Origin of the sequence: Methylobacterium sp. Leaf123, from assembly GCF_001423405.1 — a bacterium.
Classification (GTDB): Bacteria; Pseudomonadota; Alphaproteobacteria; order Rhizobiales; family Beijerinckiaceae; genus Methylobacterium.
In genome coordinates this window covers 71,254-95,232 of record NZ_LMNS01000037.1, presented here as the reverse complement: position 1 = coordinate 95,232, position 23,979 = coordinate 71,254, and the positions used below count along the sequence as shown (strand labels likewise).

The following is a 23,979-nucleotide window of genomic DNA, read 5'->3' as shown; positions in this document are numbered from 1 at the left end:
GGCTTTAGCACATGCGCATCCTCGCGATCCGCGGCGAGAACCTCGCGAGCCTCGCCGCGCCCTTCGCGGTCGATCTCGCGGCCGAGCCGCTCGGCGCCACCGGTCTATTCGCCATCACGGGCGAGACGGGTGCGGGCAAGTCCACCATCCTCGACGCGCTTTGCCTCGCGCTCTACGGCCGCTACCCCCGCGTCGCCGTGAGCCGCCGGGAGGACGTGCCCGATCCCGGCGGCGAGACGCTGAGCGCCAGCGACGGGCGGGCGATCCTGCGCCGGGGCGCGGGCTCGGGCTATGCCGAGGTCGATTTCATCGGCCAGGACGGTGTCGCCTATCGCGTCGGCTGGGAAGCTTTTCGCGCCCGCAACCGGGCAACGGGAAAGCTTCAGGCGGAGCGGCGGCGCCTGCACCGGCTCGACGACGGCAGCGCCGTCGCGGCCGGCAAGACGCAGGTGCTCGACCGGGTGGTCGCGCTGACCGACCTGACCTTCGACCAGTTCCGCCGCACGGTGCTGCTGGCGCAGGGGGAGTTCGACGCCTTCCTTCTCGCCGCCGAGGGCGAGCGGGCCGAGCTTCTGGAGAAGATCACCGGCACGGCAATCTATTCCGAGATCTCGAAGCGGGTGCATCTCGGCTACGAGGAGCACCGCCGGGCGGTCGAGGCCTTGGAGGTCCGCCGGGGCGAGATCGGCCTGCTCGATGCGGAGGGGCTGTCGAGCCGCAGCGCCGAGCGCGAGGCTTTGCGGGCCGGGCTCGAGACGTGGCGGGGCGAGCAGGCAGCGGTCGCCCGCATTCTTGAGACGGCCCGCCGGATCGAGGCCACCCACCTGGCGCTCGCGGAGGCCGAACGACGCGCCGTCTCGGCGGGGGAAAGCCTGGAGGCGGCCGGGCCGGACCGGGCGCGGCTTGCCGAACTCGACGCGGTCGAGCCGCTGCGCGGACGGGCCGAGGCCTTGGGCGAGACCGCCCGCGAGCGCGCCGAAGCGCTGGCGCGGGTCGAGGCGACCGGCGCTCGTGTCCGAGACGCCCGCGCCGCGGCCGAGGCAGCCGAGGCGAAGCGGGCGGAAGCGAATGCGGGGGACGAGGCGGCGGAAGCCGTCTTCAAGAGCTTCGGGCCGCTCTGGGACCGGGCCGCCGCGCTCGACGCGACCATCGCCATCGCCGAGCAGGAAGCCGCCGGGGCCGCGCAGGCCGCTCTCCGCTCGGACGAGGCGGCGGTCGCGGCGGCTGCCGCGCTCACCACGATCGAGCGTCGCCTCGACGCGGCGCGGGAAGCGCGCGACGCCGCAGCCCGGCAACTCGAAGCCGACCGCGGCCACACGCCGCTGGCCGAGCGCGGCGACGACTTCGCCCGCCGCATCCGTGAGCGGGCACGGCTTCAGGCGCAGGCGGAGGCGGCCGACAAGGAAAGTGCCGCGCGGCGAGCCGAGATCGCCGGCTGCGATGGCGAGGCGGAAGCCGGGGCTGCACGCCTCGCCGCGTTCCGCGCCCGCCGCGAGGCCTTGGCCGGCACTCGCGCGGAACGCGAAGCCGCGCTCGCTGCGCTCGCCGAGCCCACCGCACAGGCGCGCAGTGCCGCTCTCGAAAGGCTGCTCGATGGCCTGCGCGAGGCCTACGCCCTGGCCGGGCGCCACGGCACGGCGCTGGCCGACCGCGCCGCCGCCGCCGAGGCCGAGGCGGAAGCCGGCTTGGTCGCAGCCGAGGCCGCCGCGCGCTACGCGGTGGAAGACCAAGCCTTGCACGAGGCCGGGATCCGCCGGGCCGAGATCGCGCCCCTGGCCGAACTGGCCGAGGAGAGCGTCTCGCGCGAGGCTGCCCGGCTGCGCAGCCTGCTCGTCGCCGGCGGGCCCTGCCCCGTCTGCGGCAGCGCCGACCATCCCCACGCCCACGAATCCGACGGTGCGCTCGGCCGGCTCGCCGAGGAGATGCGGACCCGCCGCGCCGAGCTCGATGCGCGGATCGCTGAGCACCAAGCCGCCCGCGACCGCGCCCGCGGTGATCACGCGGCGGCGGAGGGCCGGCGCGACGACGCCCAGGAGCGCGCCGCCGCCGCGGCCGAAGCGGCGGCGGCCACCGCTTCCCGCTACCGCGCCGCGTTGCCCGGTCTCCTGGCCTCGCTCGAAGCGGCTGGGCTCGCGGCCATCCTGCCGCCGGAGCCCGATGCGCCAGCGCTGGCCGCGGCCGGGACGAGTGCACGGGCCGAACGCGATGCCACCCTGCACGTGCTCGCCACGGCCCGGACGCTGCGCAGCGAGATCGATGGCCTGATCCGCGAACGCGACGCGGCGGAGGCGCAGGCCGAGGCGGAGACCCGCGCGCTCGACGCCCTCACCCGGCGCCGGAGCGAGGCCGGACTCGCGGCCGAGCGCGCCGAGAGCACGCGAACCGCCCTCGTCCAGCGCGCCGCGGATCTAACGGATGAGATCGCGCCCGCCCTGAGCGCCGCCGATCTGAGCCTGGCCGATCTCGATCGCGCCCCGGAAATGTGCGCCGAGCGGGTCACGACCCTCGGGCAGGCTTACGCGGCCCTGCGGACCCGGCATGCCGGCCTGGAGGCGCAGCTCGGCGCCCTGGCGCCCGAGCTGGCCGCCGCCGCATCCCTGCGGGAGGCCGAAACGCGTGCGGCCGGGAAGGCGCGCGCGGAGGCCGAGGAACGGCAGACGCGTCTGAAGCAGGCCCGCGCGGAGCGCGCCGGCCTCCTCGGCGGCGAACCGACCGGCGCCCACCGCACCCGGCTCAACAATGAGCGCCGCGCCGCCCGCGAAGCGCTTCAGGCCGCGCAGACCGCCTGCGCCGAGGCCGCCCGCGCCTTGACCGGCGCCGTAACCGACGAGGCCGGTGCCATCGCGGGAGCGGAGCGCGCCGCCGCCCGCCACAGCGCGGCGGAGGCCTCCTTCGTGCAGGCCTGCGGCGAGCGTGGGCGCGAGGCGGTGGCCGCGCTGCTCGCCGTGCCGGTCGAGACCCGCGACGCGCTGCGCGCCGGTCTCGACCGCTTGGCCCGCGAGGCCGCCGAGACGCGGACCGCCCTCGCCACCCGCCGCGCGGATGTCGAGGCCCTGGACACCGAGGCCGCGATCGACGTCGCCGCCGCTGAGGCCGAAGCGGCTCGGCTCGCGGAGGCCATGGCGCAGGCGCAGCAACGCCTCGGCGCCCTCGATGCGGAACTGCGCCGCGACGAGGCCGCCCGCGCCAAGGCGGCTGATCTCGCAGGGGAGATTGATTCCGCGACGGCCGAGCTCACGACGTGGCACCGGGTCGAGGAAGCGATCGGCTCGGCGGGCGGCGACCGCTTCCGCCGCTTCGCGCAAGGGGTGACCCTCGATCATCTCGTGCATCTCGCCAACGAACAGCTTCGGGCCCTGAGCCCGCGCTACCGCCTCGCCCGCAGCGTCGGCGCCGACCTCGCCCTTCATGTCGTGGACCGCGACATGGGCGACGAGCGCCGGGCCACCCGCAGCCTGTCGGGCGGCGAGCGTTTCCTCGTCTCGCTGGCGCTGGCCCTGGCGCTGTCCGGCCTGGAAGGGCGGCAATCCTTCGTCGACACCCTGTTCATCGACGAGGGCTTCGGTTCGCTCGACGCCGAGACCCTCGATCTGGCCGTCGATGCCCTCGAAACGCTCCAGGGCCGCGGCCGCAAGGTCGGCGTCATCACCCACGTCGCCGGGATGATGGAACGCATCGCCGTGCAGATCCGGGTGGAGAAGCGCGGCAGCGGTCGCAGCGTGGTCCGGGTGGTGGATCGCGGCGCTGCTGTCGTTTGAGGCAGCGTAGCCGCTGCATCGTTCATAGGCAGCGATGCTTGCGTTAGCGGCACGCAGCGGTCGCTGCCGCTGCTTTCAAGCAGGGAATGAGTTGGCACGCGGGCTGCATTACTGGTGTCGCAGCCCTCGGGCGGCGAGCGGGGCAACGGCGCCTCGCGCTCGGACGGCGCATGTCCGGACACACTCTTCCGCATGAAAGACCGCGCCCGGCTTCGACGAGCGGCGCGTCTTCGAGCCCCACGAGCACGCCGATGGCATCCTTTAAGACCGTGATGAAGTCGGGCCACCCCCCGACCCTGTTCGCCGCCTTCCTCTATTTCGATTTCTGCTTCGCGATCTGGGTGCTCAACGGCGCCATGGGTCCGTTCATCACCGAGACCTACGGGCTCACCCCGGCCCAGACCGGCTTCATGATCTCGCTGCCGATCCTGGCCGGCGCGATCATGCGCTTTCCGCTCGGGATCCTGGCCCAGTATATCGGCCGCAAGAACGCGGCGCTGACGGAGATGGGCGTCATCGTCCTGGCGATGGCCTACGGGTTCTTGTTCGTCTCCTCCTACAACGACGTGCTGGCCATGGGCGTGCTGCTCGGCATCGCCGGCGCCTCGTTCGGCGTGGCGCTCTCGCTCGGCTCGGGCTGGTTCCCGCCGGAGCACAAGGGGCTTGCCATGGGCATCGCGGGCGCCGGCAATTCCGGCACCGTGCTCGCCGTGCTGTTCGCGCCGCCGCTGGCCCAGGCCTATGGCTGGCAGGCGGTCTACGGCTTCGCCGGCCTCGTGATGATCATTCCGATCCTCGTGATGATCGTCCTCGCCAAGGAGCCGCCGGACTGCCACGGCCAGACCTTCAAGGAGCACGTCTCCTGCCTGTTCACCAGGGACGGCTGGTCGTTCTCGCTGATCTACATCATCACCTTCGGCGGCTTCATCGGCCTGTCGAACTTCCTGCCGACCTTCTTCTACGAGCAGTTCGCCGTCACGAAGGTCGAGGCTGGTCGCCTCACGATGCTGGCCGCCCTGATGGGCTCCGGCATCCGCATCCTCGGCGGCTACTTCGCCGACCGGATGGGCGGCATCCTCGTCCTCTCCCTGGTGCTGCTGGCCGCGATCGGCTCGTTCCTGGCGCTGACCACAACGCCGTCGCTCGCCGTGACGACGCTGCTGTTCATGCTCTGCTTTGCCGCGCTGGGCGCCGGAAACGGCGCGCTGTTCCAGCTCGTGCCCCTGCGCTGGCCGACCAACACCGCGGTGGCCGGCTCGATGATCGGCGAGGTCGGGGCGCTCGGCGGCGCGATCCTGCCCAACGTCATGGGCTTCTCGAAGCAGTATACCGGCGGTTTCGCCACCGGCTTCGTCGCCTACGCCCTGTTCACGGGCTTCGTGCTCGGCTGCCTGTTCCTGTGGCAGCGCAAGTGGGTCGGCGCCTGGGTCGGGCCCCGCGGTAAGGTGCTCGATCAGCCGGCCGAAGCGCAGGTTCAGACCGGAGGCCGTATGGAGCCCGCAAGCGCGTAAGGCGGATCTTTCCGTCTGAAGTGGATTGGTTGGACGGGGGCCCTCGCGGCCCCCGTTTCCGTTGGCGGCCTACAACCCGTCCCGCGTCACCGTCGCGAAGGTAAGGAGATCGACGCCCGCCGCGCCGGCGCGCAGCAGCACGCGGGCGGCGGCGTTGCCCGTGGCACCCGTGGTCGCCACGTCGTCGATGAGCAGCAGGCGCCGGCCGGCGATCCGCGATCGCGCCTCCTCCGGCACGCGAAAGGCGCCCTGAAGGTTCATCGCGCGCTGATGGCGGGTCAGGCTGACCTGCGGCCGGGTCGCCTTCACACGGGCGAGCGCCCGCAGGTCGCACGGCGTTCCGGAAACGCGCGCGATCTCGCGGGCCAGCAGGGCCGATTGATTGAATCGCCGCCGCCAGAGACGCCGGCCGTGCAAAGGCACCGGCAGGATCACCTCGGCCTCGTCCAACAGCTCGCGCCCGGAAGAGGCCATCATCCGGGCCATGGTCCGAGCCAGATCGAGCCGGTCGTTGTATTTGAGACGGTGAACGAGGTCGCGGGCGGTGCCCTCGTAGAGCGCGACAGCCCGCGCCCGCCCAAAGGCCGGCGGCTCGGCGATGGCGCCGGGCGACAGCAGGCGGCCGACGCCGAGATCGAGGGCGAAGGGCGTGCCGAGCCGCTCGCAATAGGGCCGCTCGATCAGCCGCAACCCGCTCCAGCAGCTGGCACAGAGAGCATGCGGCTGCCCCGTCGCCGCGCCGCAGGACACGCAGGTCGGCGGATAAATCAGGCCGATGAGGGTCGAAGCAATGCGGCGCACGCCGTCCCGCAGAACGGGAAGGCCGTGCGCGGTCATCGCCGGATGATCGTCGTCACACTACGCGGTCAGTGCGCGCCGTTTCCCTGAGCGCCCTGCTGAGCCGCCTTGTCCTTCCTGTTCGCCTGATGCCGGCCCAAGGCACATCCGGCCGCGGCGCCCATGACGCCGTGCCCGGCCATATGCCCGGCCACGCCACCCACCACGGCACCCTTCAGGCAACCCTTGGCCTCCGCGGTGCTGGCCAGCGCGACGGCGACAAGGATCAGAGCGGCGCGGATCAGTATCCGGGTCATCTTCACTCTCCTCGATCGACGAGCCAAACGGAGAGACCCGGATTCCGTTCCAAGACAATCCACAACCGGATGATAATACGGACGCCTGATTCGCAAAATCGCGAAACCGCGCCGTGCACCGCCGGAAGGATGCCTGCGGACCCTTGGCCGGGACTGAACTTACGCCCTGGCCGCGGCGCCCTCGGAGCCCCATCTCCCCGATCGATGAACGAATCCGCCCCCCTGTTTGATCCCGCCCTTGTTCGACGCCGCATCGCGCGTGCGCGCGCATCCGGCTATGCCAGCTTCCTGCTCGAACGGGTCGCCGAGGATCTGGAGGATCGTCTGGCGGCGGTCACCCGTCCCTTTCCCCTCGGCCTCGACCTCGGCACGCCGCTTCCCCTCGTATCCGAGCGCCTGGGGCAGAGCGGCCGGGTCGGGCGGATGATCCGCGTCGCTCCGGTCTCCGAACCGGGCGGCTCGGTGGTCGGCGACCCGGAAATGCTGCCATTTGGGGGAAAGGCCGGGTTCGACCTCGCGGTCTCGGCCCTGGCGCTTCAGCACGTCAACGACCTGCCGGGCGCCCTGCTGCAGGTGCGCCGGGCGCTCAAGCCCGATGGCCTGTTCCTCGGGGGTCTCTTCGGAGGGGCGACCCTGACCGAGCTGCGCCAAGCCTTTCTCCAGGCCGAGAGCGAGACCGAAGGCGGCGCGAGCCCGCGCGTGGCGCCCTTCGCCGAACTGCGCGACCTCGGCGGCCTGCTCCAACGGGCGGGCTTTGCCCTGCCCGTCGTGGATGCGGACACGATCACCGTGCGCTACGGCGATCCGTTCGCACTGATGCGCGATCTGCGGGCCATGGGGCTGACCAATGCCCTGCACGACCGGCGCCGTGCGCCTTTGCGCCGGGCGACGTTGATGCGAGCCGCCGCGATCTATGCCGAGCGCTTCTCCGATCCGGACGGGCGGCTGCGGGCGACTTTCGAGATCCTGTGGCTGTCCGGCTGGGCGCCCCACGAGAGCCAGCAGAAGCCGCTAAGGCCCGGCAGCGCCAAGGCACGGCTCGCCGATGCGCTCGGCGCCGCCGAGCATCGATTTCCGATCCGGGAGGAACCCGCATGAAGGAACCCGGCCCCGCCCACCCGATCACCATCACGCCCCACCCGGCACCCGTGCGGGTGCGGCTCGGCGGGCGCATCGTCGCCGAGACGCGGCGGGCGCTGAAGCTGTGCGAGGCGGGCTACGACCCCGTTCTCTACCTGCCGCGCGAGGATATCGCCGCGGACGCGCTCAGCCCGAACCCGCGGCGGACCTTCTGCCCCTACAAGGGCGAGGCCTCCTATTTCGACCTGACCGTCGGCGGCGCGACGCGGGAAGCGGCGGCGTGGTCCTACGAGAACCCGTTTCCGGCGGTGGCCCACATCCGCGGACATGTCGCGTTTGATCCCGACCGGGTCGATGCCATCGAGGCGTGAGGCTCGCCTTACCCTTCGACCTGCGACCAGAACCCCGACTTGCGCCCATGCGCCTTGCGAAGCTGCGCCACGTATTCGGCGTGGCTCGGCGTCAGGTCGCCGGGCGCCAGCTCCCGTGCGAGTTCGGAAAGACGTGTCAGATGGCGGGCGCCGTGGCCATAGGCGGGCGAGCGGCCGCGTTCGAGAATGTCGTCGATGAGCGCGCGGTAGAGCACGCTCGCCGCGAGCGGATGGTCCGGCTCCAGCGCCTCGGCAGCCGGGGCGAGCAATTCCCAGATGCGGCCCGACCACGCCTCGCGCCGGTCGAGCACGAGGCGGGCGGCGCGGTCCAGATTGGGCCAGCGGATCAGGAAGTAGAGGCCGCCATGCGGGTCCTTGCGGCTCGCGGCATGGGTGAAGGCCCGGTCCAGCGCCTCCTCGTCCTCGAAATCCGGCAGGCGGGTGAGGTAATCGCGCAGGGCCTGCGGATCGAGGCTCTTCTCGAACCGCGCCCAGCGGAGGCTCTGCGCCTCGTCCTTGCGGCCGAGCGCGTCGAGGATGCGGATCTCGACCGCCTCACGCTCCCGTTCGGGACCTTCCGGATCGAATCCGCCGACGATCAGGTCCTCGCGCGTCACCACGACCGTGCCGCGCTTCTGCTTGCGGCGAATCCAGTCGAGGGCCTCCGCGGCGCGCCCTGCCGCGAGCAGCCGCTCGGCCACCGCCGCGAGATCGGGCCGCTCGGGCGACATTTCCAGTTCGAGGGCGATGAACGCATCGGCATCGCCGCGAGCGTCGGCGATGACCTGACGCAGGCGGGTGAGGCTCAGGCGCTGATAACGCCGCTCCCATTCCTGCCCGGCTCTCTCGGATGCCGCCGGGCCGGTCTTCTTCGCTGAAGCCGGAAGCTTGGCGAGGGCTTCGACCAGATGGGCGTCGAGGGGTTCGAGCGCCGCCTTCGGCAGCTTGGGCAGGAGATCGACCAGCAGGGCGCCGACGAGGCCGAAGCCGTCATCGTCGAGAGCATCGAGGGCGCGGGTCGCGAAAACCAGCGCGGCGTCCGCGGAGAGCCCCGCCGCGAGGCCCGCGGCGGCTTCGGCGGTCGCCTCGTAGAGTCCGTGAACCTGCCCGCTGGAATCGTCGACCCGTTCCAACGTGGCGCTCGCGCTGCGGAGGAAGCGGAGCAGCCGATCGAGGGCCATGCCGGCATCGAGCGGCTTCAGGTCGGAGAGGATGGTCGCGAGGGTGGCGTCGAGGTCGGCGGCGAAGGCCCGGCGCTTCTGCCAATCGATATAGCCGCGGGCCTTTTCCAGCGCCGAGAGACGGCGGTCGATCAGGGCCGCCACCCGGTCCGGCCCTTGGAGCGCGGCGATCGCGGCGCTCACCCGCTTCTTGAAGGGCGCGCTCTGTCCGACCTCCTGAAGGATCAGGGCGATGAGCCGTTCCTGGCTGAGGGCTGCGAGGCTTTCCGCCGTCGGTGTCGTGCTGCGGGATTTTTTTTGCGGCTTCGATTCCGTCGGCGTGTTCGCCGACGCTTCGCTCTCGACCGCCGCCTTTGCCCGTCGCGCCATACTCCGTCCCTCTCCGGCCTCGGGCCCGATCAGGGTCCGAGCAGATCGATCAGGAAGGGGATCAGCGGCAGATCGGCCGGCGGCATCGGCAGATCGCGCAAAGCCCCCGGCCGCATCCAGCGGAGCGCCTGCGCCTCGCGCGATTGCGGAAGCCCCTCCCAGCGCCGACAGATGTAGAGCGGCATCAGCAGGTGGAAATCCGGATAGGCGTGGCTCGCGAAGGTGAGCGGCGCGAGGCAGGGCTCCTTCACGGTGATGCCGAGTTCCTCGGTGAGTTCGCGGATCAGCGTCTCCTCCGGCCGCTCGCCGGGCTCGACTTTGCCGCCGGGAAACTCCCAGAGGCCGGCCAGCGCCTTGCCCTCAGGGCGCTGGGCCATCAGCACGCGCCCATCGGTATCGACCAGGGCCGCCGCGACGACGAGGAGAAGCTTGAGCGGCGTGCTCATCGGCTAATCGCGAACACGGCATCGACCTCGGCCGAAGTCTCGATCGATCCCGCCACGACCGGCACGGCGGTGCGGCCGCGGGGGGCGGCCGCCTTCATCGCCATGCCATAGGGCATGGGGCGGGGCGACTCGGCCCGCGGCGGCGATTCGATCGACACGACAGTGCCGAGCTTCACGCCGGTCGCCTCGGCGATGCGCTCGGCCTGGGCGCGGGCATCCTTGACGGCGGCGACCTGCACGGCGGCCTCCGCCGCGGCCGGGTCGCGCAGGCCGAAGCTGATCCCCTGGATCCGGTTGGCTCCGGATTCGAGGGTGCGCCGCATCAATTCGCCGAGCTTGCCCATGTCGGCCAAGCGCACCCGCACGCGGTTGCCCGCCGTGTAGCCGTCATCCCGCTCGCCCATCGTTCCGTCGGGCTGGCGGACGGACTTGGTCCGCGGCTGGAGAGTGATCGAGGAGGTGCCGATATCGGCCTCCGCCACGCCCATCTCCCGCGCGCTCGCGACGATGCCCTTCGCCGCCTGGCTCGCGGTATCGAGGGCGGCGGCCGGCGTCGCACCGTGGGTCTCGACGCCGATCTCGACCGACGCGAAGTCCGGCGCGAGTTCCTGCGAGGCCCGGCCGATCACCCGAATGCGGCCGGTCTCGTCATCGGCCGCGGCGGGCGCCGCCGCCACGGCGAGGAGCAGGAGGGGAGCGGCGAGCGCCGAAAGCTTCACGAGCGATAGTCTCCGTTGATGGCGACGTAGGCCTTGGTCAGGTCGCAGGTCCAGACGCGCGCCCGGCCCTGGCCGAGACCGAGATCGACCCGCACGGTGATCTCGGGCCGGCGCATCACGGCGCTGGCCGCCTCCTCGCTGTAATCGGGATCGCGGGCGCCCTGCACCGCGACGCGCACATCGCCGAACCAGATCGCGAGGCGGTCGCGGTCGGCGGGCTCGCCGGCCTTGCCGACCGCCATCACCACGCGGCCCCAATTGGCGTCCTCGCCGGCCACCGCGGTCTTCACCAGCGGCGAGTTGGCGATCGACATGGCGATGCGGTGGGCGGAGGGATCGCTCTCGGCGCCCTCGACCTTGACGGTCACGAGCTTGTTGGCGCCCTCCCCGTCCCGCGCGACGAGCTGCGCGAGTTCGATCAGCAGATCGTCAAGAGCAGCGCGGAAGCCGGCGAGCCGCGGATCGTCGGCCCGCGTCACCGCCGCGTTGCCGGCCGCGCCAGTGGCGAAGAGCAGCAGCGTGTCGGAGGTGGAGGTGTCGCCGTCCACCGTCACGCAGTTGAACGACGTCTTGGTGCCCGCGCTCAGGAGTTCCTGAAGAACGTCCTGCGGCAGCGCCGCATCGGTGAAGGCGAAGGACAGCATCGTCGCCATGTCGGGGGCGATCATGCCCGCGCCCTTGGCGATGCCGTTGATCGTCACCGGCACCCCGTCGATCTCGACCCGGCGGGTGGCGAGCTTCGGGAAGGTGTCGGTCGTCATGATCGCCTGCGCGGCCTGCGCCCAGGCCTCGGCGCCGCCCTCGGCGCGCCCGGCGCAATCGGCCAGCACACCCTCGAACTTGCGCGCGTCGAGCGGCTCACCGATCACGCCGGTGGAGGCGATCATCACCGCCTCCGGGGCGCAATCAGCGGCCCGAGCCGCGATGTCGGCGGTCAGCGCCACGGCCTCACGACCCTTGAGCCCGGTGAAGGCGTTGGCGTTGCCTGAATTCACCACGAGCGCCCGCGCGCCCTTGCCCGACTTCAGCGCGTCACGGCACCAATCCACCGGCGCGGAGGGGCAGCGCGAGCGGGTGAACACCCCGGCCACTTCCGTGCCCTCGGCCAGGGCGACGTAGAGCACATCCGTGCGGTTCTTGTAGCGGATGGCGGCCTGGGCCGTGGCGATGCGCACGCCCGCGATCTCCGGCAGCGACGGCGAAGTGGCGGGTGCCAGGGGGGAGATCTCGGTGGATGACATCGGTCGTCGGCTCCGTCTCGTGCCCGCTCTTGCCCATTCGGCCGCGTCGGGAGGGGCCGCCTCGCATGCGCAGGCGACACGGGCATGAACGTCATGGTCGCGGGTCGCTGTCTTGCGCCCGCCGGGCCTCACGTCAACACGCGCGGTGACGCCCGCCGCCGTGAGACGGCCCGTCTCCGGCGCCGCCGCTCATGCGGGGCACGAACCGGATGTGTCGGAAGAACTTGTCTTTCGGCGATGCAACTCAACGACGCGGAAGACGAAGGCCTCTCGAATTCGTCCTCGAAATCTGCTGCGGAAACTGTGACTCGAAAAATGCACCATCGCCACGGTCGAGCGTTGCCGCTTGTATGCCTTACGCAACCTGCTTAACCTAGAATGATGCAGCGCACCCAAGATCGTGAGGAAGCGACCATCGACCTCGATCCCGTCCGCGCGGACAGACAGGTGGGGGGCCACGCGGCCCCGCGCAGTTGCTACGGGGTCCAAGTATTGGTCGCCGGGCGCCGCAAACAATGGCGCGATGAGGTGAACGGGCAGATCCGCCGGGCCGGCTACAGCGCCATCACCGTCGACTCGGCCGTCGATGCCCTCACCGTGCTGGTGCTCGGGCTCCCCGTCGATGTTCTCGTGACGGATGCTGAACTGCACGGCTCCCTCGGCCTCAGCGAACTCGCCGCGGAGGCGCGTGCGTTAAGACCGAATCTCGGCATCGTCGTCGCCTGCGATTCGGCGGTCAACGACTGTGCCGACCTCGTGCCGGCGGATGCGTTGCTGATCTCCTCCCTGGGCCCGGAGGAAGCCGTCGCGTCCTCGGTCCGTGAGGCGATGGCCGCCCGCGCCGGCTGAGTCCGCCGAGCCCGCGACGATCCGGCCCGTACCCGACGGCCGGCCGGGTGTGGCAGCTTCGGCGCCGGAGGATAGGACGCCATGACGATTCGCCGCCGGGACTGCCTCGGACTGCTTGCCGTGCTCGCCGCGAGCCGCGCCCATGCCGCGGAAGCCGGGCCGGCGGGGGCCTTCGCCTTCGACAAGCCGGAGGGGGGCGCCCTGCCGCTCTCGGCCTATGCCGGCAAGCCCATCCTCGTGGTCAACACCGCCACCGCCTGCGGCTACGCTCCGCAATTCGTCGGTCTGCAAGGCCTCTGGACCCGTTTCGGCGCGCGGGGCCTGACGGTGATCGCGGTGCCGTCGCCCGATTTCGGCAATCAGGAGCCGCTCGACGGCGCCGCCATTGCCGACGCCGCGCGCAAGAACCACGGCGTGACCTTCCCCGTCACCGACAAGACCCATGTGCGGGGGCCGTCCGCCCATCCGTTCTACCGCTGGGCGGCCGAGCAGAAGCCGGGGCAGAGCCCGCAATGGAACTTCCACAAATACCTCGTCGGTCGTGACGGCAACCTGCGCGCCGCCTTCGCGACCCAGGTCGATCCGAGCGATCCGCGCATCGTCAGCGCCATCGTCGCGGAACTCGGGCAGGCCTGAACGACGGTCCGTGTGGTTCTACCGGCCCGGAACGTCGGCCGGCGGCAGCAACCCGCGCTCGATCCGCCCCGGCGGCAGGGGACGGCGGGCGCGCGGTGCCTGAAGGCGCCCGTCTCGCTCAAGGATGCGCGGCGCTGCGGACGGATAGTTCGAGGCGAAGGGGTTCGGCGGCACGCCCTGGGCCCGGCATGGCAGGGCCACCAGGCAAAGACTCGCAGCGGCGAAGACGGTGCTTGGGCGCATCGGCAGTGGATTTTCCGGTCGGCAGGGACTCGCGCCGGCACGGGGCGCCTCCCCACATGGCAGCCGGTCACGTCATCATTGCGGCCGGAAAGATCGAGCCATGGAACCGCACAGCTTCGAGCAGGACGGCACCGTCTACGAGGTTCGCTTCGAGCGGACGCCGGAGGGCTGGATCGCGCATATCCGGCCCGAAGGCTGGAGCGAGGCCCACGTCGTCGCCTTTCCCGAGGGCGTCGGCTTCGATCGGGATGACGTGCGCGGCTCCCTGATCGCCGGCTGCGAAGCGGCAGTGGCCCGCCTCCCGCGCCGTCCGCCGACCCGGCATTGAGGCGGTCGAACGGAACCTCCGGCATCCCGACCGGTTCGGGGTCCAGCACGTTGAACGAAGCATGCTGGAAACGAACGGGATTTTGCGATGACCGAGGTGACCTATCACATCGTCGAGCACGACGGCGGCTTCGCCTACAAGGTCGGGGACGTGTTCTCCGAGACCTTCCCGAGCCGGGCGGAGGCGTTGCAGGCGGCGCAGGCCGCCGCCGCCGAGCAGCAGGTGCCGGGCTCGACCGAGGGCATCCGCTACCAGGACGGGCGCGGCCAGTGGCACGACGAGACCGCGCAGGGCAGCGACCGGCCGGTGGCCCGGGTCGTGGAGGACTGAAGCGCCTTCAGCCCTCCAGGGTGATCAGGCCTACGCTGCCGCCCGCCGCCGCGGTGTTGACCGTCAGCGTCCGCTCCGTGGCGAAGCGGGCGAGATAATGGGGACCGCCGGCCTTCGGGCCGGTGCCCGACAGGCCGGTGCCGCCGAAGGGCTGGCTGCCGACGACCGCGCCGATCATGTTGCGGTTCACGTAGACGTTGCCGTGCGGCAGGGCTTCGGCGATCCGCTCGGCGGTCTCCTCGATGCGCGAATGGATGCCGAGGGTGAGCCCGTAGCAGCCGGCCCGGATGGCCTCCACGACCGCCCCGAGGCCGTGCGCCGGGTAGCGGACGACGTGGAGGATGGGCCCGAACACCTCCTCCCGCAGATCGGCGACGCTGCCGATCTCAAAGATGTGGGGCGCCACGTGGAGACCGCCCGGCTCCGTGCCGGCAAAGTGCAGCCGCGCCGAGGCCGTCATGGCCGCGATATGTGTTTCGAGCCGTTGCTTGGCGCCCGCATCGATCACCGGACCGAGATCGGTGGCGAGATCGCGCGGGTCACCGACCGTCAGTTCCCGCGCCGCGCCGACCACCACCGCGATCATCCGATCAGCCACGTCCTCCTGCACGAGAAGCAGGCGCAGGGCCGAACAGCGCTGGCCGGCGGAGCGGAAGGCCGAGACCACCACGTCGTCGGCGACCTGCTCGGGAAGCGCCGTCGCATCGACGATCATCGCGTTGATGCCGCCGGTCTCGGCGATCAGCGGCAGGATCGCGCCCTCGCGGGCGGCGAGCGTTCGGTTGATCCGTTGCGCGGTCGCCGTGGAGCCGGTGAAGACGACGCCGGACAGGGCCGGATGGTCGATCAGCGCGGCGCCGGTCTCCGGTCCGCCGGGGACGAGGTGCAGGGCACTGCCCGGAATGCCGGCCGCATGGAGCAGGCGCACGGCGAGGTCCGCCATCAGCGGCGTCTGCGGCGCGGGCTTGGCGACGACCGCGTTGCCCGCCATCAGCGCAGCGGCGACCTGCCCCGTGAAGATGGCCAGCGGGAAATTCCAGGGCGAGACGGCGACGAACACGCCCCGGCCGACGAGGCGTAGGCTGTTGGCCTCACCCGCCGGGCCGGGCAGGCTTTGCGATTCTGAGAACAGATCCCGGCCCTGCGCCGCGTAGTAGCGCAGGAAGTCGATCGCCTCGCGCCACTCGGCCACGGCATCGTCGAGGGTCTTGCCGGCCTCGACTTGCAGCAGGTGAAGAAGCCGGCCCTGCTCCCGCACGAAGGCTTCGGCGGCTCCCTCGAGGCAGGCGGCACGCTCGCGGGCGGGCGTCGCGGCCCAGGTGGGGAAGCCTCGGCCGGCGGCCTCCATGGCGAGCGCGGCGGTGGCGGGGTCCGCCTCGATGACGCTGCCGAGGGTCGCGCCGTCGATGGGGCTCGCCACCGTTCGGGCACGACCGGTTTGGACCGCCCCATCGATGATCGGCGCGGCCTCGGCGGGGCCAGCGGCCCTCGCGACGGCCTCACTCCATCGCCGCAGCGCCGCGCCATCGCCGAGGGCAAGACCCGGCGAATTGCGGCGCTCACGCCCAAACAGGTCGCGGGGCAGCAGGATCTTGGGATGCCGGGCCTGCGAAGGCGTCTCCACCAGCGTCTGAGGCCGGGCGAGAAGCTCGGCCACCGGCACCGCGGGATCACCGGCACGGGAAACGAAGGAGGAATTCGCGCCGTTCTCCAGCAGCCGCCGGACGAGATAGGCGAGCAGCTCGCGGTGGCCGCCGACGGGCGCGTAGACTCGCTGGCCGATGCCCGGCGCCCGCTCGGCGAGCCGCTGGTAGAGCGCCTCGCCCATGCCGTGCAGGCGCTGGAACTCGAAGCCGGCCTCCTCGTCCGCCGGGTGATCGAGCAGACCGGCCAGACCGAGCACGCTCGCCACGGTCAGCGCGTTATGCGTGGCAAATTGCGGGTAGAGGCGCGGGCGGAGGGCCAGCAGCCGCCGGGCGGCGGCCAGATAGTTCAGGTCCGTCATCGCCTTGCGGGTGAAGACGGGATAGTCGACCACCCCTTGCGTCTGGGCGAGCTTCACCTCCGTGTCCCAGTAGGCGCCCTTGACGAGGCGCACCATCAGCCGCCGGTCGTGCCGCTCGGCGAGGTCCGCGACGTGGTCGATCACTGGAAGGCAGCGCTTGGAATAGGCCTGGATCGCCAGCCCGAACCCGTCCCAGCCGGCCAGCGCCGGATCGGCCAGCACAGCGGCGAACACGTCGAGGGAGAGTTCGAGCCGCTCGGCTTCCTCGGCGTCGAGGGTGAAGTTGAGGTCGTGGGCCCGGGCGTCGCGGGCGAGGTCGCGCACCACCGGCACCAGCTCGGCCATGACACGCCCGCTTTGCGTCGGGGCGTAGCGCGGATGCAGCGCCGAGAGCTTCACCGAGATGCCCGGCCGGGCCGGAAGCGGTGCGTTGCCGGCCTCCCGCCCGATCCGCGCAATGGCGCGGGCATAGGCTTGGCGGTAGCTCTCGGCATCCTCGGCCGTGCGGGCGCCCTCGCCGAGCATGTCGAAGGAGAAGCGGGACCGGCGCGCCGTGCCCGAGCCGGCCCGCTTGAGCGCCGCGTCGATCTCCTCGGCCAGCACGAATTGCCCGCCCATCACCCGCATCGCCCGGTGGGCCGCCGCGCGCAAGGCCGGGCGGCCGAGGCGGCGGACCATGCTGCCCAGTGTTGCCTCGGGCGTGTCCTGCGGGCCGACCAGGCGGGCACCGAGGCCGAGCGCCCAGGACGCGGCATGGGCAAGGCCGCTCTCGGAACGCACGGCGTGATGGGCGAAATCGCCCTCGCGCAGCTTATCGGCGATCAGTCGGTCGGCGGTGGCCGCATCGGGCACCCGCAGCAGCGCCTCGGCGAGACTCATGAGGGCGAGCCCCTCGCGGGTCGTCAGCGCATATTCCCGCAGCAAGGCCTCGACGGCGCCGTGGCCGGCATCTGCGCGGATCGCGCCGATCAGGTCGGCGGCGAGCCGATCGACCGCCGCCTCCGTGGCCGCCGGCAGGGGCGCCTCCCGCAGCAACGCCTCCGCCAAAGCGGCGTCGTCCGGGGCATAGGGAGACTGAAAGCGTGAGCCTGCCATGGAAGCCGTAGCGGTCGTGAGGGGAGCGTAACACCGTCTCTGTCGTCCGACACGCCGATTCTGCCCTTTCGAGACGGGCGATTTCTGCCCTCGAACGGGGGCACGAGCGGTCCGACGGCTCTCCGACGACGCAGGGAGCGCTTTGGCTCATGCCACGCTCGTGCCGGACAATCCCGAAGCCAAGCCCTGCGGGAGGCTTGATCTCCCGGCCGCTCAGAGATGCGGTCTTTCGTCCGCGATGCGGACGGTTCTCCGAGCCGCGCGTCCCTTCAGGGACGAACGCCAGGCGGGTTGATGTTGAGGGGCTGTGCCTCCGGGCCGGGCGCCGGCTCGGCTTCGATCCGGGCGCGGCGAGCAGCCTCTTCCGCCTCGCGTTGGCGGGCTTGGCGCGCCGCGTCGTCGGCCTGCTGCGCCTTGATCCGCGCCTGTCGGGCCGCCTCCTCGGCCGCGAGGCGGGCGCGATCCATCTCGATGCGGGCGCGGCGGCGCTGGCGCTCGCTTTGGTCGGCATCGAACAGCTCGATCTTCTCGAGTTCGCGCTGGAGCACGAGGGCGGCAAGACCCGTGGTCAGCGGCGCCGCATCGAGCCGCCGCTCAGGCGTGGCCAGCGGACCACTCAGCCCGAGCTGGATCGAGGGCGCCGCGCCGGACCAACCCTTCGGTCCGGCCGCCGCCGTCAGGGCCCCGCGGGCGTCGAGCGTACGGCTGCGCAGATCGACCTGGAGCGTCCCGTTCCAGCGTGCCGGGCCGAGATCGAGGCCGAACGGTCCCGTGCGCAGGGTGCCGGCGGAGAGGGTGAAGGCGGCCGAAACCGGCGCCCTGGCCCGGAGCGGTCCGGCGGACAGCTCGTCCGACACGAGCGCCTGGAGCCGCCCCTCGCGCAAGGGATCGTCCTCGGCCAAAGCCTTGCCGAGCGCCCGGTCCAGAGCGCCCGCATCGGCGCCCGGCAGCGCGAGGTCGGCGAGCCGGATCTCGCCATTGCCGGAGAGGTCGTTCGCCAGGGCGGCGAGGCTCACGCCGGTCGCGCCGAAGCGCAGGGTCGCCGAAAGTCGGCCCGTGAGCGGTCCCGCCCCGATCAGGCCGGTGAGATCGGCGCCCTCGACGCTGCCCTCGCCCGACAATGCGGCGGCACCTACCGGCCGGGCCAAGGTGAGGCTGCCGCCGAGCCGCCCCCCGGCGAGCCCGGCCGAGAGGTCGCGCAAGCTCAGCGCATCGCCCTCGCGCACCAGCATCAGGCTCGCATTGTCGGCGACAAGACCCCGGCCGAGATCGAGCTGGCTGATCATGAGGCCGAGGTTGAGTTGCGGCTGAGCCGGCACCGGGGCGAAGCGTCCATTGGCGTCGGTGGGCAGCACCGTCGCCGCAACCAAGGCCGGCAGGGACAGGCGGGCGAGCGTCGCGCTGCCGGTGAGCGCACCGTCCGGCGCGCGGTCGAGGGCGGCGGTGAGGTCGGTTCCCGCCACCTGCCCCGTGACGTCGGCGTGCAGCGCGGCGTGCCGGCGCGACAGGGCCAGGGTGAGCGAGGCGGGCAGCGGCCCGGCCGCCGGGCCGGCACTGCCAGCGAGGATCAGGAAGGGGGCAAGGTCGGGCGCTGCCAGTTGCAGCGTGCCAGCGGTCGGCGGGCGATCAAGGGTGTCGAGCAGGATCGGGCGCGGCGTCGAGACCGTGAGGCCGGCGAGATCGCCCTCAATGCCCAGCGCGAGCGGCGGCGTGCCCCCCTGGCCGGCTTCGGCGGCGGGCCGGGCACCGGTGAGTCGCAGGCGGCCGGGCTGGCGCAGGGCGGCGATGTCGTCGCGGCCGAACCAGCGGCCGGTCTTCGGCGTCGTCAGCGTGGCGTCGAGGCGGTCGATCCGGCCGGAGCGGGTCAGCAGCGCGAGGTCGAGATCGCCCTCGCCCGCCTTGCCTTTCGCGGATGCGCGCAAGGCATCCGCCTCGCCCGATTCCCGTTCCAGGGTCAGATCGAGCGCCAACCCGCTCTGGCGGACACTCTGCGGCACGAGGCGGGCCTCGGGCAGGAAGCCGCGTTCGAGCAGGGCCAGCAGCGGCGCCGCCTTGCCGGCCGTCACGCGGCCCTCGATCCGGCCCGAACCGTCCGGGGCGATCCGCCCGGCGAGCTGGGCGCTCGCACCCGCGAGGTCGGCGATGTCGAGGGTATCGACGACGAGGCTGGCGCCGTCCGATTGCAGGCTGACGGCGATGGTGCCGTTGCCGGAATGCGCGCCGGCCGGTCCGTAGCGCACATCGCGCGCCTTCAGCGTTAGGCCGAGGTCGTGCCGGTGAAGGCCCGACATGAGCTCGCCGAGTGGGGGCAATTCGGCGATGTCGATGCCGGTGGCGGAGAGCTGCGCATCGAGCCGCCCGCGCCCGTTCGCATCGGCCCGCAGGTAGCGGGCATTGCCGGTGACGCGGGCTTCGCCCAGGGCGAGGCGCAGATTGCGTAAGGAAAGGTCGGTGCCGGCGGCCGAGAGGTCCGTGCCGATCTCGAAAGCGCGCCCGTCGAGAATCGCCGTGACGCTTTCCTCGGCGCCGGTCCGGCCGAGATAGCGCCCCAGCGCCTCGGAGTTGCGCGTGGCGATGTCGATATGCCCGGTGAAGCGCGGCGAGCCCGACAGCTCGGCCTCGCCGGTCGCCGCGACGGTTGCGGCCCCCGGCGCCCTGCCCTCGAAGCGGCGCAATACGAGCCCGCCGGTGCGATCGAAGGTGCCGCGAAACCCGACATCGGCCCAGTCGTCGAGTCCGAGGGCGACGCTCTCGGCGGCAATATCGAGGTCGAGCAGGAGCGGCGGCGTCAGGGCGCCCGATGTCAGCCCCTGCGCCAGCAGCCCGCGGGCACCGCCGGACAGCAGCAGCCCGTCGAGGTCGAGGCGGCGGGTCCGTAGGGTCAGGCCGAGCCGGGCCTCGCGCAGGTCGAGGCGGCCGCTGCCCGACAGGCGGGCGGCCTTGCCGCCGGGGTCGAGTTCGAGATCGACCGTCTTGGCCTGAACCAGGGGACCGCGCGACGTGAACTTGGCCGCCAGGGTGAGCGGCAGGATGGCGCCCGCCGGCTGCACCGGCGGCCCCACGGTGAGCCGGGCGGTCCCCTCCGCCTCCGGCACGAGGCCGCTTCGCGCTCGATCCGCCCCCGATGCGTCCTCGGGCTTGAGGATGATGCGGGCATCGAGTTCCAGGCGGGGCATGGTGTCGCCGCCGCCGGTCAGCTTCAGCGAGAGGCTGCCGTCGCTGCTGGCCACGCTGGTGGCGAGGTGAAACGGGCTTCCCTTCGCCGTCCCCTCCGCCAGCCAGGGCCCGGCGAGCGTGGGTGCCCTGAGGCGCAGATTTTCGGCGGCCAACTGCTCCTGCGGCAACTCGCCCGTCCGCGCGGTGGCGACCGTGAGCCGCCGAATGCGCAGGTCGTCGATGACGATGTCGCGGCGCAGCGTCTGCGGCTCGCGCGGCAGCAGCAGCGCCTCGTCGGAGACCGGCAGGGTGAGACCGGCGCGCTCGACGGAGGTCTGGATGAAGCGGACCTCGCCCTTGAGCAGCGGGGCCAGGGCGATCTCCGCATCGACGGTGTGCGCGTCGACGGCCGGCCCGTCCTCGGCGCCGAGCCTAAGGCGGGCAAGGCGAAGATGCGGCGAGGGCAGCAGGCGCAGATCGATGGCGCCCTCGCTGCGGGCACCGGCCCCGAGGGAGTCGCTCACCATGCGGTCGATCAGCGCGCGATGAGCCGACCAGTCGATGAACGGCGGCACCGCAAGGGCCGCCACGAGAACCAGCACGACGGCGCCCGCGAGCGCGGTCAGGGAATCACGCACCGTTATCGCTTCCGCCTGGCCTGCGGACCGCAGGACTTCGTTCGCGTGTCACACGCGTTCGACAGGCCGATGCCTTTTGAACGGCGCGAAACCCGCGTTCCTGCGGCCATAGCACAGGCCGCGGCCGGCCCGCACCTCACGCTCAAGCTTTCGCCGCGTGTCAGCGGCGCACGCCGAGGGAGGGCCCGGCCGGCGGCGGAACGTTGAGCGGCGCCCGCTGGATCTGGTTGCGGATGGCGCTGTTCTCCAAAGTCTGGCGCTGTTCGAAGTTGCGGTTCTCGTTGCGGTACTCGAACGATTGGTTCTGCCGGCTCGTGGCGCCGCGGTTGCCGGGGCTCTGCGCCCAAGCGGGCGTCAGCGCCGGACTCAGCGCGGTGAGGAGGGTCAGGAGGGCGACAGACGGGGCGCGCATGGCCTCGTATCCTTCATGGGTGGCGGTTTCGGGTTTCCCGAGTGACGCGTGAGGGGGTGCACCGGTTCCGGATCGGGTCTCGACGGCGTTCGCCTTTTGGTCCAGGGATGCGCGCATGATGCAAGAGCCCAACGACGCGCACGGCGCGTTCCGGCCGCGCCCGTCCGACGACGAAGCGCCGTCGGCCCCGACCTCCATCGCCGCCCGCGCCATGGCGTCTCTACGGCCCGAGGGTGCGTCCTACCTCTCCGGCCTCAACCCGGAGCAGCGCCGCGCCGTGGAGGCCACGGAAGGCCCCGTGCTCGTGCTCGCGGGCGCCGGCACCGGCAAGACGCGGGTTCTGACGACGCGCATCGCCCACCTCATCGCCACCGGCAAGGCGCGGCCCTACGACATCCTCTCGGTGACCTTCACCAACAAGGCCGCCCGCGAGATGAAGCACCGCATTGGCGGCCTGATCGGGCCGGCGGGCGAAGGCATGCCCTGGCTCGGCACCTTCCACGCCATCGGCACCAAGATCCTGCGCCGCCACGCCGAACTCGTTGGCCTGAAATCCGACTTCACGATTCTCGGCACCGACGACCAGCTCCGCCTGATGAAGCAGGTCATCGCTGACCAGAACATCGACGAGAAGCGCTGGCCGGCCCGCTCGCTGGCCCACACCATCGACGGCTGGAAGAACCGGGGCTTGAGCCCCGAACAGGTGCCGCCGGGCGAGGCGCAGTCCTTCGCCTTCGGCAAGGGCGGCCAGCTCTACGCGGCGTATCAGGCCCGGCTCGCGACGCTCAACGCGGTCGATTTCGGCGATCTTCTGCTGCTTTGCCTCAAGCTGTGGCGCGAGAATCCGGACATCCTGGCCAATTACCAGGACCGCTTCCGCTACATCCTCGTGGACGAGTACCAGGACACCAACGTCGCCCAGTATCTCTGGCTCAGGCTGCTGGCCCAGGCGCGGAAAAACGTCGCCTGCGTCGGCGACGACGACCAGTCGATCTATGGCTGGCGCGGCGCCGAGGTCGACAACATCCTGCGCTTCGAGCACGATTTTCCCGGCGCCACCGTGGTGCGGCTGGAACGCAACTACCGCTCGACCGGCCATATCCTCGCCGCCGCCTCCGGGCTCATCGCCAAGAACGAGGGGCGGCTCGGCAAGACCCTGCGCACCGAGGACGAGGCGGGCGAGCCCGTCACGGTCACGGGCTCGTGGGATTCCGAGGAGGAGGCGCGTCAGGTCGCCGAATCGATCGAGTCGCTCCAGCGCAGGGGGCACGCGCTCTCGGAGATCGCGGTGCTGGTGCGGATCTCGGCGCAGATGCGCGAGATCGAAGACCGCTTCGTGCAGGTCGGCCTGCCCTATCGCGTCATCGGCGGCCCGCGCTTCTACGAGCGGGCCGAGATCCGCGACGCGCTGGCCTATCTGCGCGTCACCATGAACGGCGCCGACGACCTCGCTTTTGAGCGCATCTTCAACACGCCCAAGCGCGGCCTCGGCGACGCGACCCTGCAAACGCTACACGCCTATGCCCGCGCCGACCGGATTCCCCTGCTCGCGGCGGCGCGCAAGCTGATCGAGACCGACGAGCTGAAGCCGCGCGCCCGCTCGATGCTGCGCGGCCTCGTCGAGAGTTTTACGCGCTGGGTGCGGCTGGTGGAGACCAAGCCCCATCCGGAGGTCGCCCAGACCATCATGGAAGAGTCCGGCTACACCGAGATGTGGCAGAAGGACCGTTCGGCCGACGCCGCCGGGCGGCTCGAAAACCTCAAGGAATTCGTCCGCTCGATGGAGGAATTCCCAGACATGGCGGCCTTCCTCGAACACGTCTCCCTTGTGATGGAAGCTTCCGAGGCGGAAGGGGCTGACCGCGTCTCGCTGATGACGCTGCACGCGGCCAAGGGGCTCGAGTTCGACACCGTGTTCCTGCCGGGCTGGGAGGACGGCCTGTTCCCGAACCAGCGTGCCATCGACGAGAGCGGGCGGGCGGGCCTGGAGGAGGAGCGGCGTCTCGCCCATGTCGGGCTCACCCGCGCCCGCAAGCGCGCCAAGCTGTCCTTCGCGGTCAACCGGCGCATCCACGGGATGTGGTCCTCGACCATCCCCTCGCGCTTCATCGACGAGTTGCCGCCGCAGGCCGTGGACGTGGTCGAGGCGCCCGCGCATTTCTCGGCCGGCGCCTCACGTTTCGACCGCAACCCGACCCCGTTCGGCTCCTCCTATGGCACGCCGGGCTGGCAGCGGGCCCAGGCCAACACTTCGGGCGGGTTCGGCGGGGGACTGAGCGGGGGACAGGGCCGGAATGGCCGTTCGAGCGGTCCACGGGAGATCGAGGGCGAGCTGATCGCCAAATCGACGGGCGCGCCCTCCACCTTCGAGAACGGCCAACGGGTCTTCCACACCAAGTTCGGCCCCGGCACCGTGGCCGGTATCGACGGCAACAAGCTCACCGTTGACTTCGACAAGGCCGGCCGGAAAATGGTCCTCGACAGCTTCCTCCAACCCGGTTGAAGCGTCCCGCCGGC

General features: G+C 71.7%; 19 protein-coding genes. 9 read left to right on the top strand and 10 right to left on the bottom strand.

Annotated features, from left to right (window positions below):
- Positions 1-11: 11 nt before the first annotated feature.
- Both ASF53_RS19185 and ASF53_RS19180 read left to right on the top strand, forming a co-directional pair.
- Positions 12-3,758: an AAA family ATPase gene (locus ASF53_RS19185; RefSeq protein WP_056202289.1), complete on the top strand. Its 3,747-nt coding sequence runs from the start codon at positions 12-14 to the stop codon at positions 3,756-3,758.
- Positions 3,759-4,009: 251 nt separating this feature from the next.
- Positions 4,010-5,269: an MFS transporter gene (locus tag ASF53_RS19180; protein WP_056202286.1), complete on the top strand. Its 1,260-nt coding sequence runs from the start codon at positions 4,010-4,012 to the stop codon at positions 5,267-5,269.
- Between the two features lie 69 nt (positions 5,270-5,338).
- Here ASF53_RS19180 and ASF53_RS19175 read toward each other — a convergent pair whose 3' ends face one another.
- Positions 5,339-6,106, bottom strand: coding sequence for a ComF family protein (locus ASF53_RS19175; RefSeq protein ID WP_056202283.1), 768 nt, complete (start codon positions 6,104-6,106; stop codon positions 5,339-5,341).
- A gap of 29 nt (positions 6,107-6,135) precedes the next feature.
- Positions 6,136-6,363 (bottom strand): hypothetical protein, encoded by a 228-nt coding sequence (locus ASF53_RS19170; RefSeq protein WP_056202278.1) that lies wholly within the window; start codon positions 6,361-6,363, stop codon positions 6,136-6,138.
- Between the two features lie 204 nt (positions 6,364-6,567).
- On the opposite strand from ASF53_RS19170, the gene ASF53_RS19165 reads away from it, so the two are divergent.
- A complete protein-coding gene (locus ASF53_RS19165) occupies positions 6,568-7,461 on the top strand; it encodes a methyltransferase domain-containing protein (RefSeq protein WP_056202275.1) in 894 nt (297 codons plus the stop codon).
- Positions 7,458-7,814 (top strand): DUF427 domain-containing protein, encoded by a 357-nt coding sequence (locus ASF53_RS19160; RefSeq protein WP_056202272.1) that lies wholly within the window; start codon positions 7,458-7,460, stop codon positions 7,812-7,814. Before ASF53_RS19165 ends, ASF53_RS19160 begins: the two co-directional genes overlap by 4 nt.
- An 8-nt stretch (positions 7,815-7,822) precedes the next feature.
- Here ASF53_RS19160 and ASF53_RS19155 read toward each other — a convergent pair whose 3' ends face one another.
- Genes ASF53_RS19155 through argJ form a run of 4 tightly spaced genes read right to left on the bottom strand, consistent with a single transcriptional unit; the run spans position 7,823 to position 11,770 of the window.
- A complete protein-coding gene (locus ASF53_RS19155) occupies positions 7,823-9,364 on the bottom strand; it encodes a DUF6880 family protein (RefSeq protein ID WP_056202268.1) in 1,542 nt (513 codons plus the stop codon).
- A gap of 29 nt (positions 9,365-9,393) precedes the next feature.
- Entirely contained in the window at positions 9,394-9,810 is a 417-nt protein-coding gene (locus ASF53_RS19150) for a (deoxy)nucleoside triphosphate pyrophosphohydrolase (protein WP_056202264.1), read from the bottom strand.
- Positions 9,807-10,529 (bottom strand): SIMPL domain-containing protein, encoded by a 723-nt coding sequence (locus ASF53_RS19145; protein WP_056202261.1) that lies wholly within the window; start codon positions 10,527-10,529, stop codon positions 9,807-9,809. Before ASF53_RS19145 ends, ASF53_RS19150 begins: the two co-directional genes overlap by 4 nt.
- A complete protein-coding gene (argJ, locus tag ASF53_RS19140) occupies positions 10,526-11,770 on the bottom strand; it encodes a bifunctional glutamate N-acetyltransferase/amino-acid acetyltransferase ArgJ (RefSeq protein WP_056202258.1) in 1,245 nt (414 codons plus the stop codon). The genes ASF53_RS19145 and argJ overlap by 4 nt, the downstream gene beginning before the upstream one ends.
- A gap of 378 nt (positions 11,771-12,148) precedes the next feature.
- On the opposite strand from argJ, the gene ASF53_RS19135 reads away from it, so the two are divergent.
- Together ASF53_RS19135 and ASF53_RS19130 are read left to right on the top strand one after the other, a co-directional pair.
- Positions 12,149-12,619 (top strand): response regulator, encoded by a 471-nt coding sequence (locus ASF53_RS19135; RefSeq protein ID WP_056202255.1) that lies wholly within the window; start codon positions 12,149-12,151, stop codon positions 12,617-12,619.
- 81 nt (positions 12,620-12,700) lie between these two features.
- Positions 12,701-13,255, top strand: coding sequence for a glutathione peroxidase (locus ASF53_RS19130; protein WP_056202251.1), 555 nt, complete (start codon positions 12,701-12,703; stop codon positions 13,253-13,255).
- Between the two features lie 18 nt (positions 13,256-13,273).
- On the opposite strand, the gene ASF53_RS25260 is transcribed toward ASF53_RS19130, so the two are convergent.
- A complete protein-coding gene (locus ASF53_RS25260; protein ID WP_286134551.1) occupies positions 13,274-13,498 on the bottom strand; it encodes a hypothetical protein in 225 nt (74 codons plus the stop codon).
- A 100-nt stretch (positions 13,499-13,598) separates the two neighbouring features.
- On the opposite strand from ASF53_RS25260, the gene ASF53_RS19125 reads away from it, so the two are divergent.
- Together ASF53_RS19125 and ASF53_RS19120 are read left to right on the top strand one after the other, a co-directional pair.
- The gene (locus ASF53_RS19125; protein ID WP_056202248.1) at positions 13,599-13,826 is read left to right on the top strand and encodes a hypothetical protein; all 228 of its coding nucleotides are present in this window, start codon (positions 13,599-13,601) and stop codon (positions 13,824-13,826) included.
- Positions 13,827-13,913: 87 nt separating this feature from the next.
- Positions 13,914-14,156: a DUF2188 domain-containing protein gene (locus ASF53_RS19120; protein ID WP_003603627.1), complete on the top strand. Its 243-nt coding sequence runs from the start codon at positions 13,914-13,916 to the stop codon at positions 14,154-14,156.
- Between the two features lie 7 nt (positions 14,157-14,163).
- On the opposite strand, the gene putA is transcribed toward ASF53_RS19120, so the two are convergent.
- The 3 genes from putA to ASF53_RS19105 all read right to left on the bottom strand — a co-directional run bounded on the left by putA (position 14,164) and on the right by ASF53_RS19105 (position 21,462).
- Positions 14,164-17,256 carry a bifunctional proline dehydrogenase/L-glutamate gamma-semialdehyde dehydrogenase PutA gene (gene putA, locus ASF53_RS19115; protein ID WP_056202245.1) on the bottom strand — a complete coding sequence of 1,031 codons (3,093 nt, stop codon included), beginning with the start codon at positions 17,254-17,256 and terminating at the stop codon, positions 14,164-14,166.
- Between the two features lie 269 nt (positions 17,257-17,525).
- Positions 17,526-21,050, bottom strand: a complete 3,525-nt coding sequence (locus tag ASF53_RS19110; protein WP_056202241.1) for an AsmA family protein — start codon at positions 21,048-21,050, stop codon at positions 17,526-17,528.
- A 160-nt stretch (positions 21,051-21,210) separates the two neighbouring features.
- Complete coding sequence (locus ASF53_RS19105; RefSeq protein ID WP_056202237.1) at positions 21,211-21,462, bottom strand: hypothetical protein; 252 nt, start codon at positions 21,460-21,462, stop codon at positions 21,211-21,213.
- Between the two features lie 115 nt (positions 21,463-21,577).
- Here ASF53_RS19105 and ASF53_RS19100 point away from each other — a divergent pair, with 115 nt between their 5' ends.
- The gene (locus ASF53_RS19100; RefSeq protein ID WP_056202233.1) at positions 21,578-23,965 is read left to right on the top strand and encodes an ATP-dependent helicase; all 2,388 of its coding nucleotides are present in this window, start codon (positions 21,578-21,580) and stop codon (positions 23,963-23,965) included.
- Positions 23,966-23,979 lie beyond the last annotated feature (14 nt).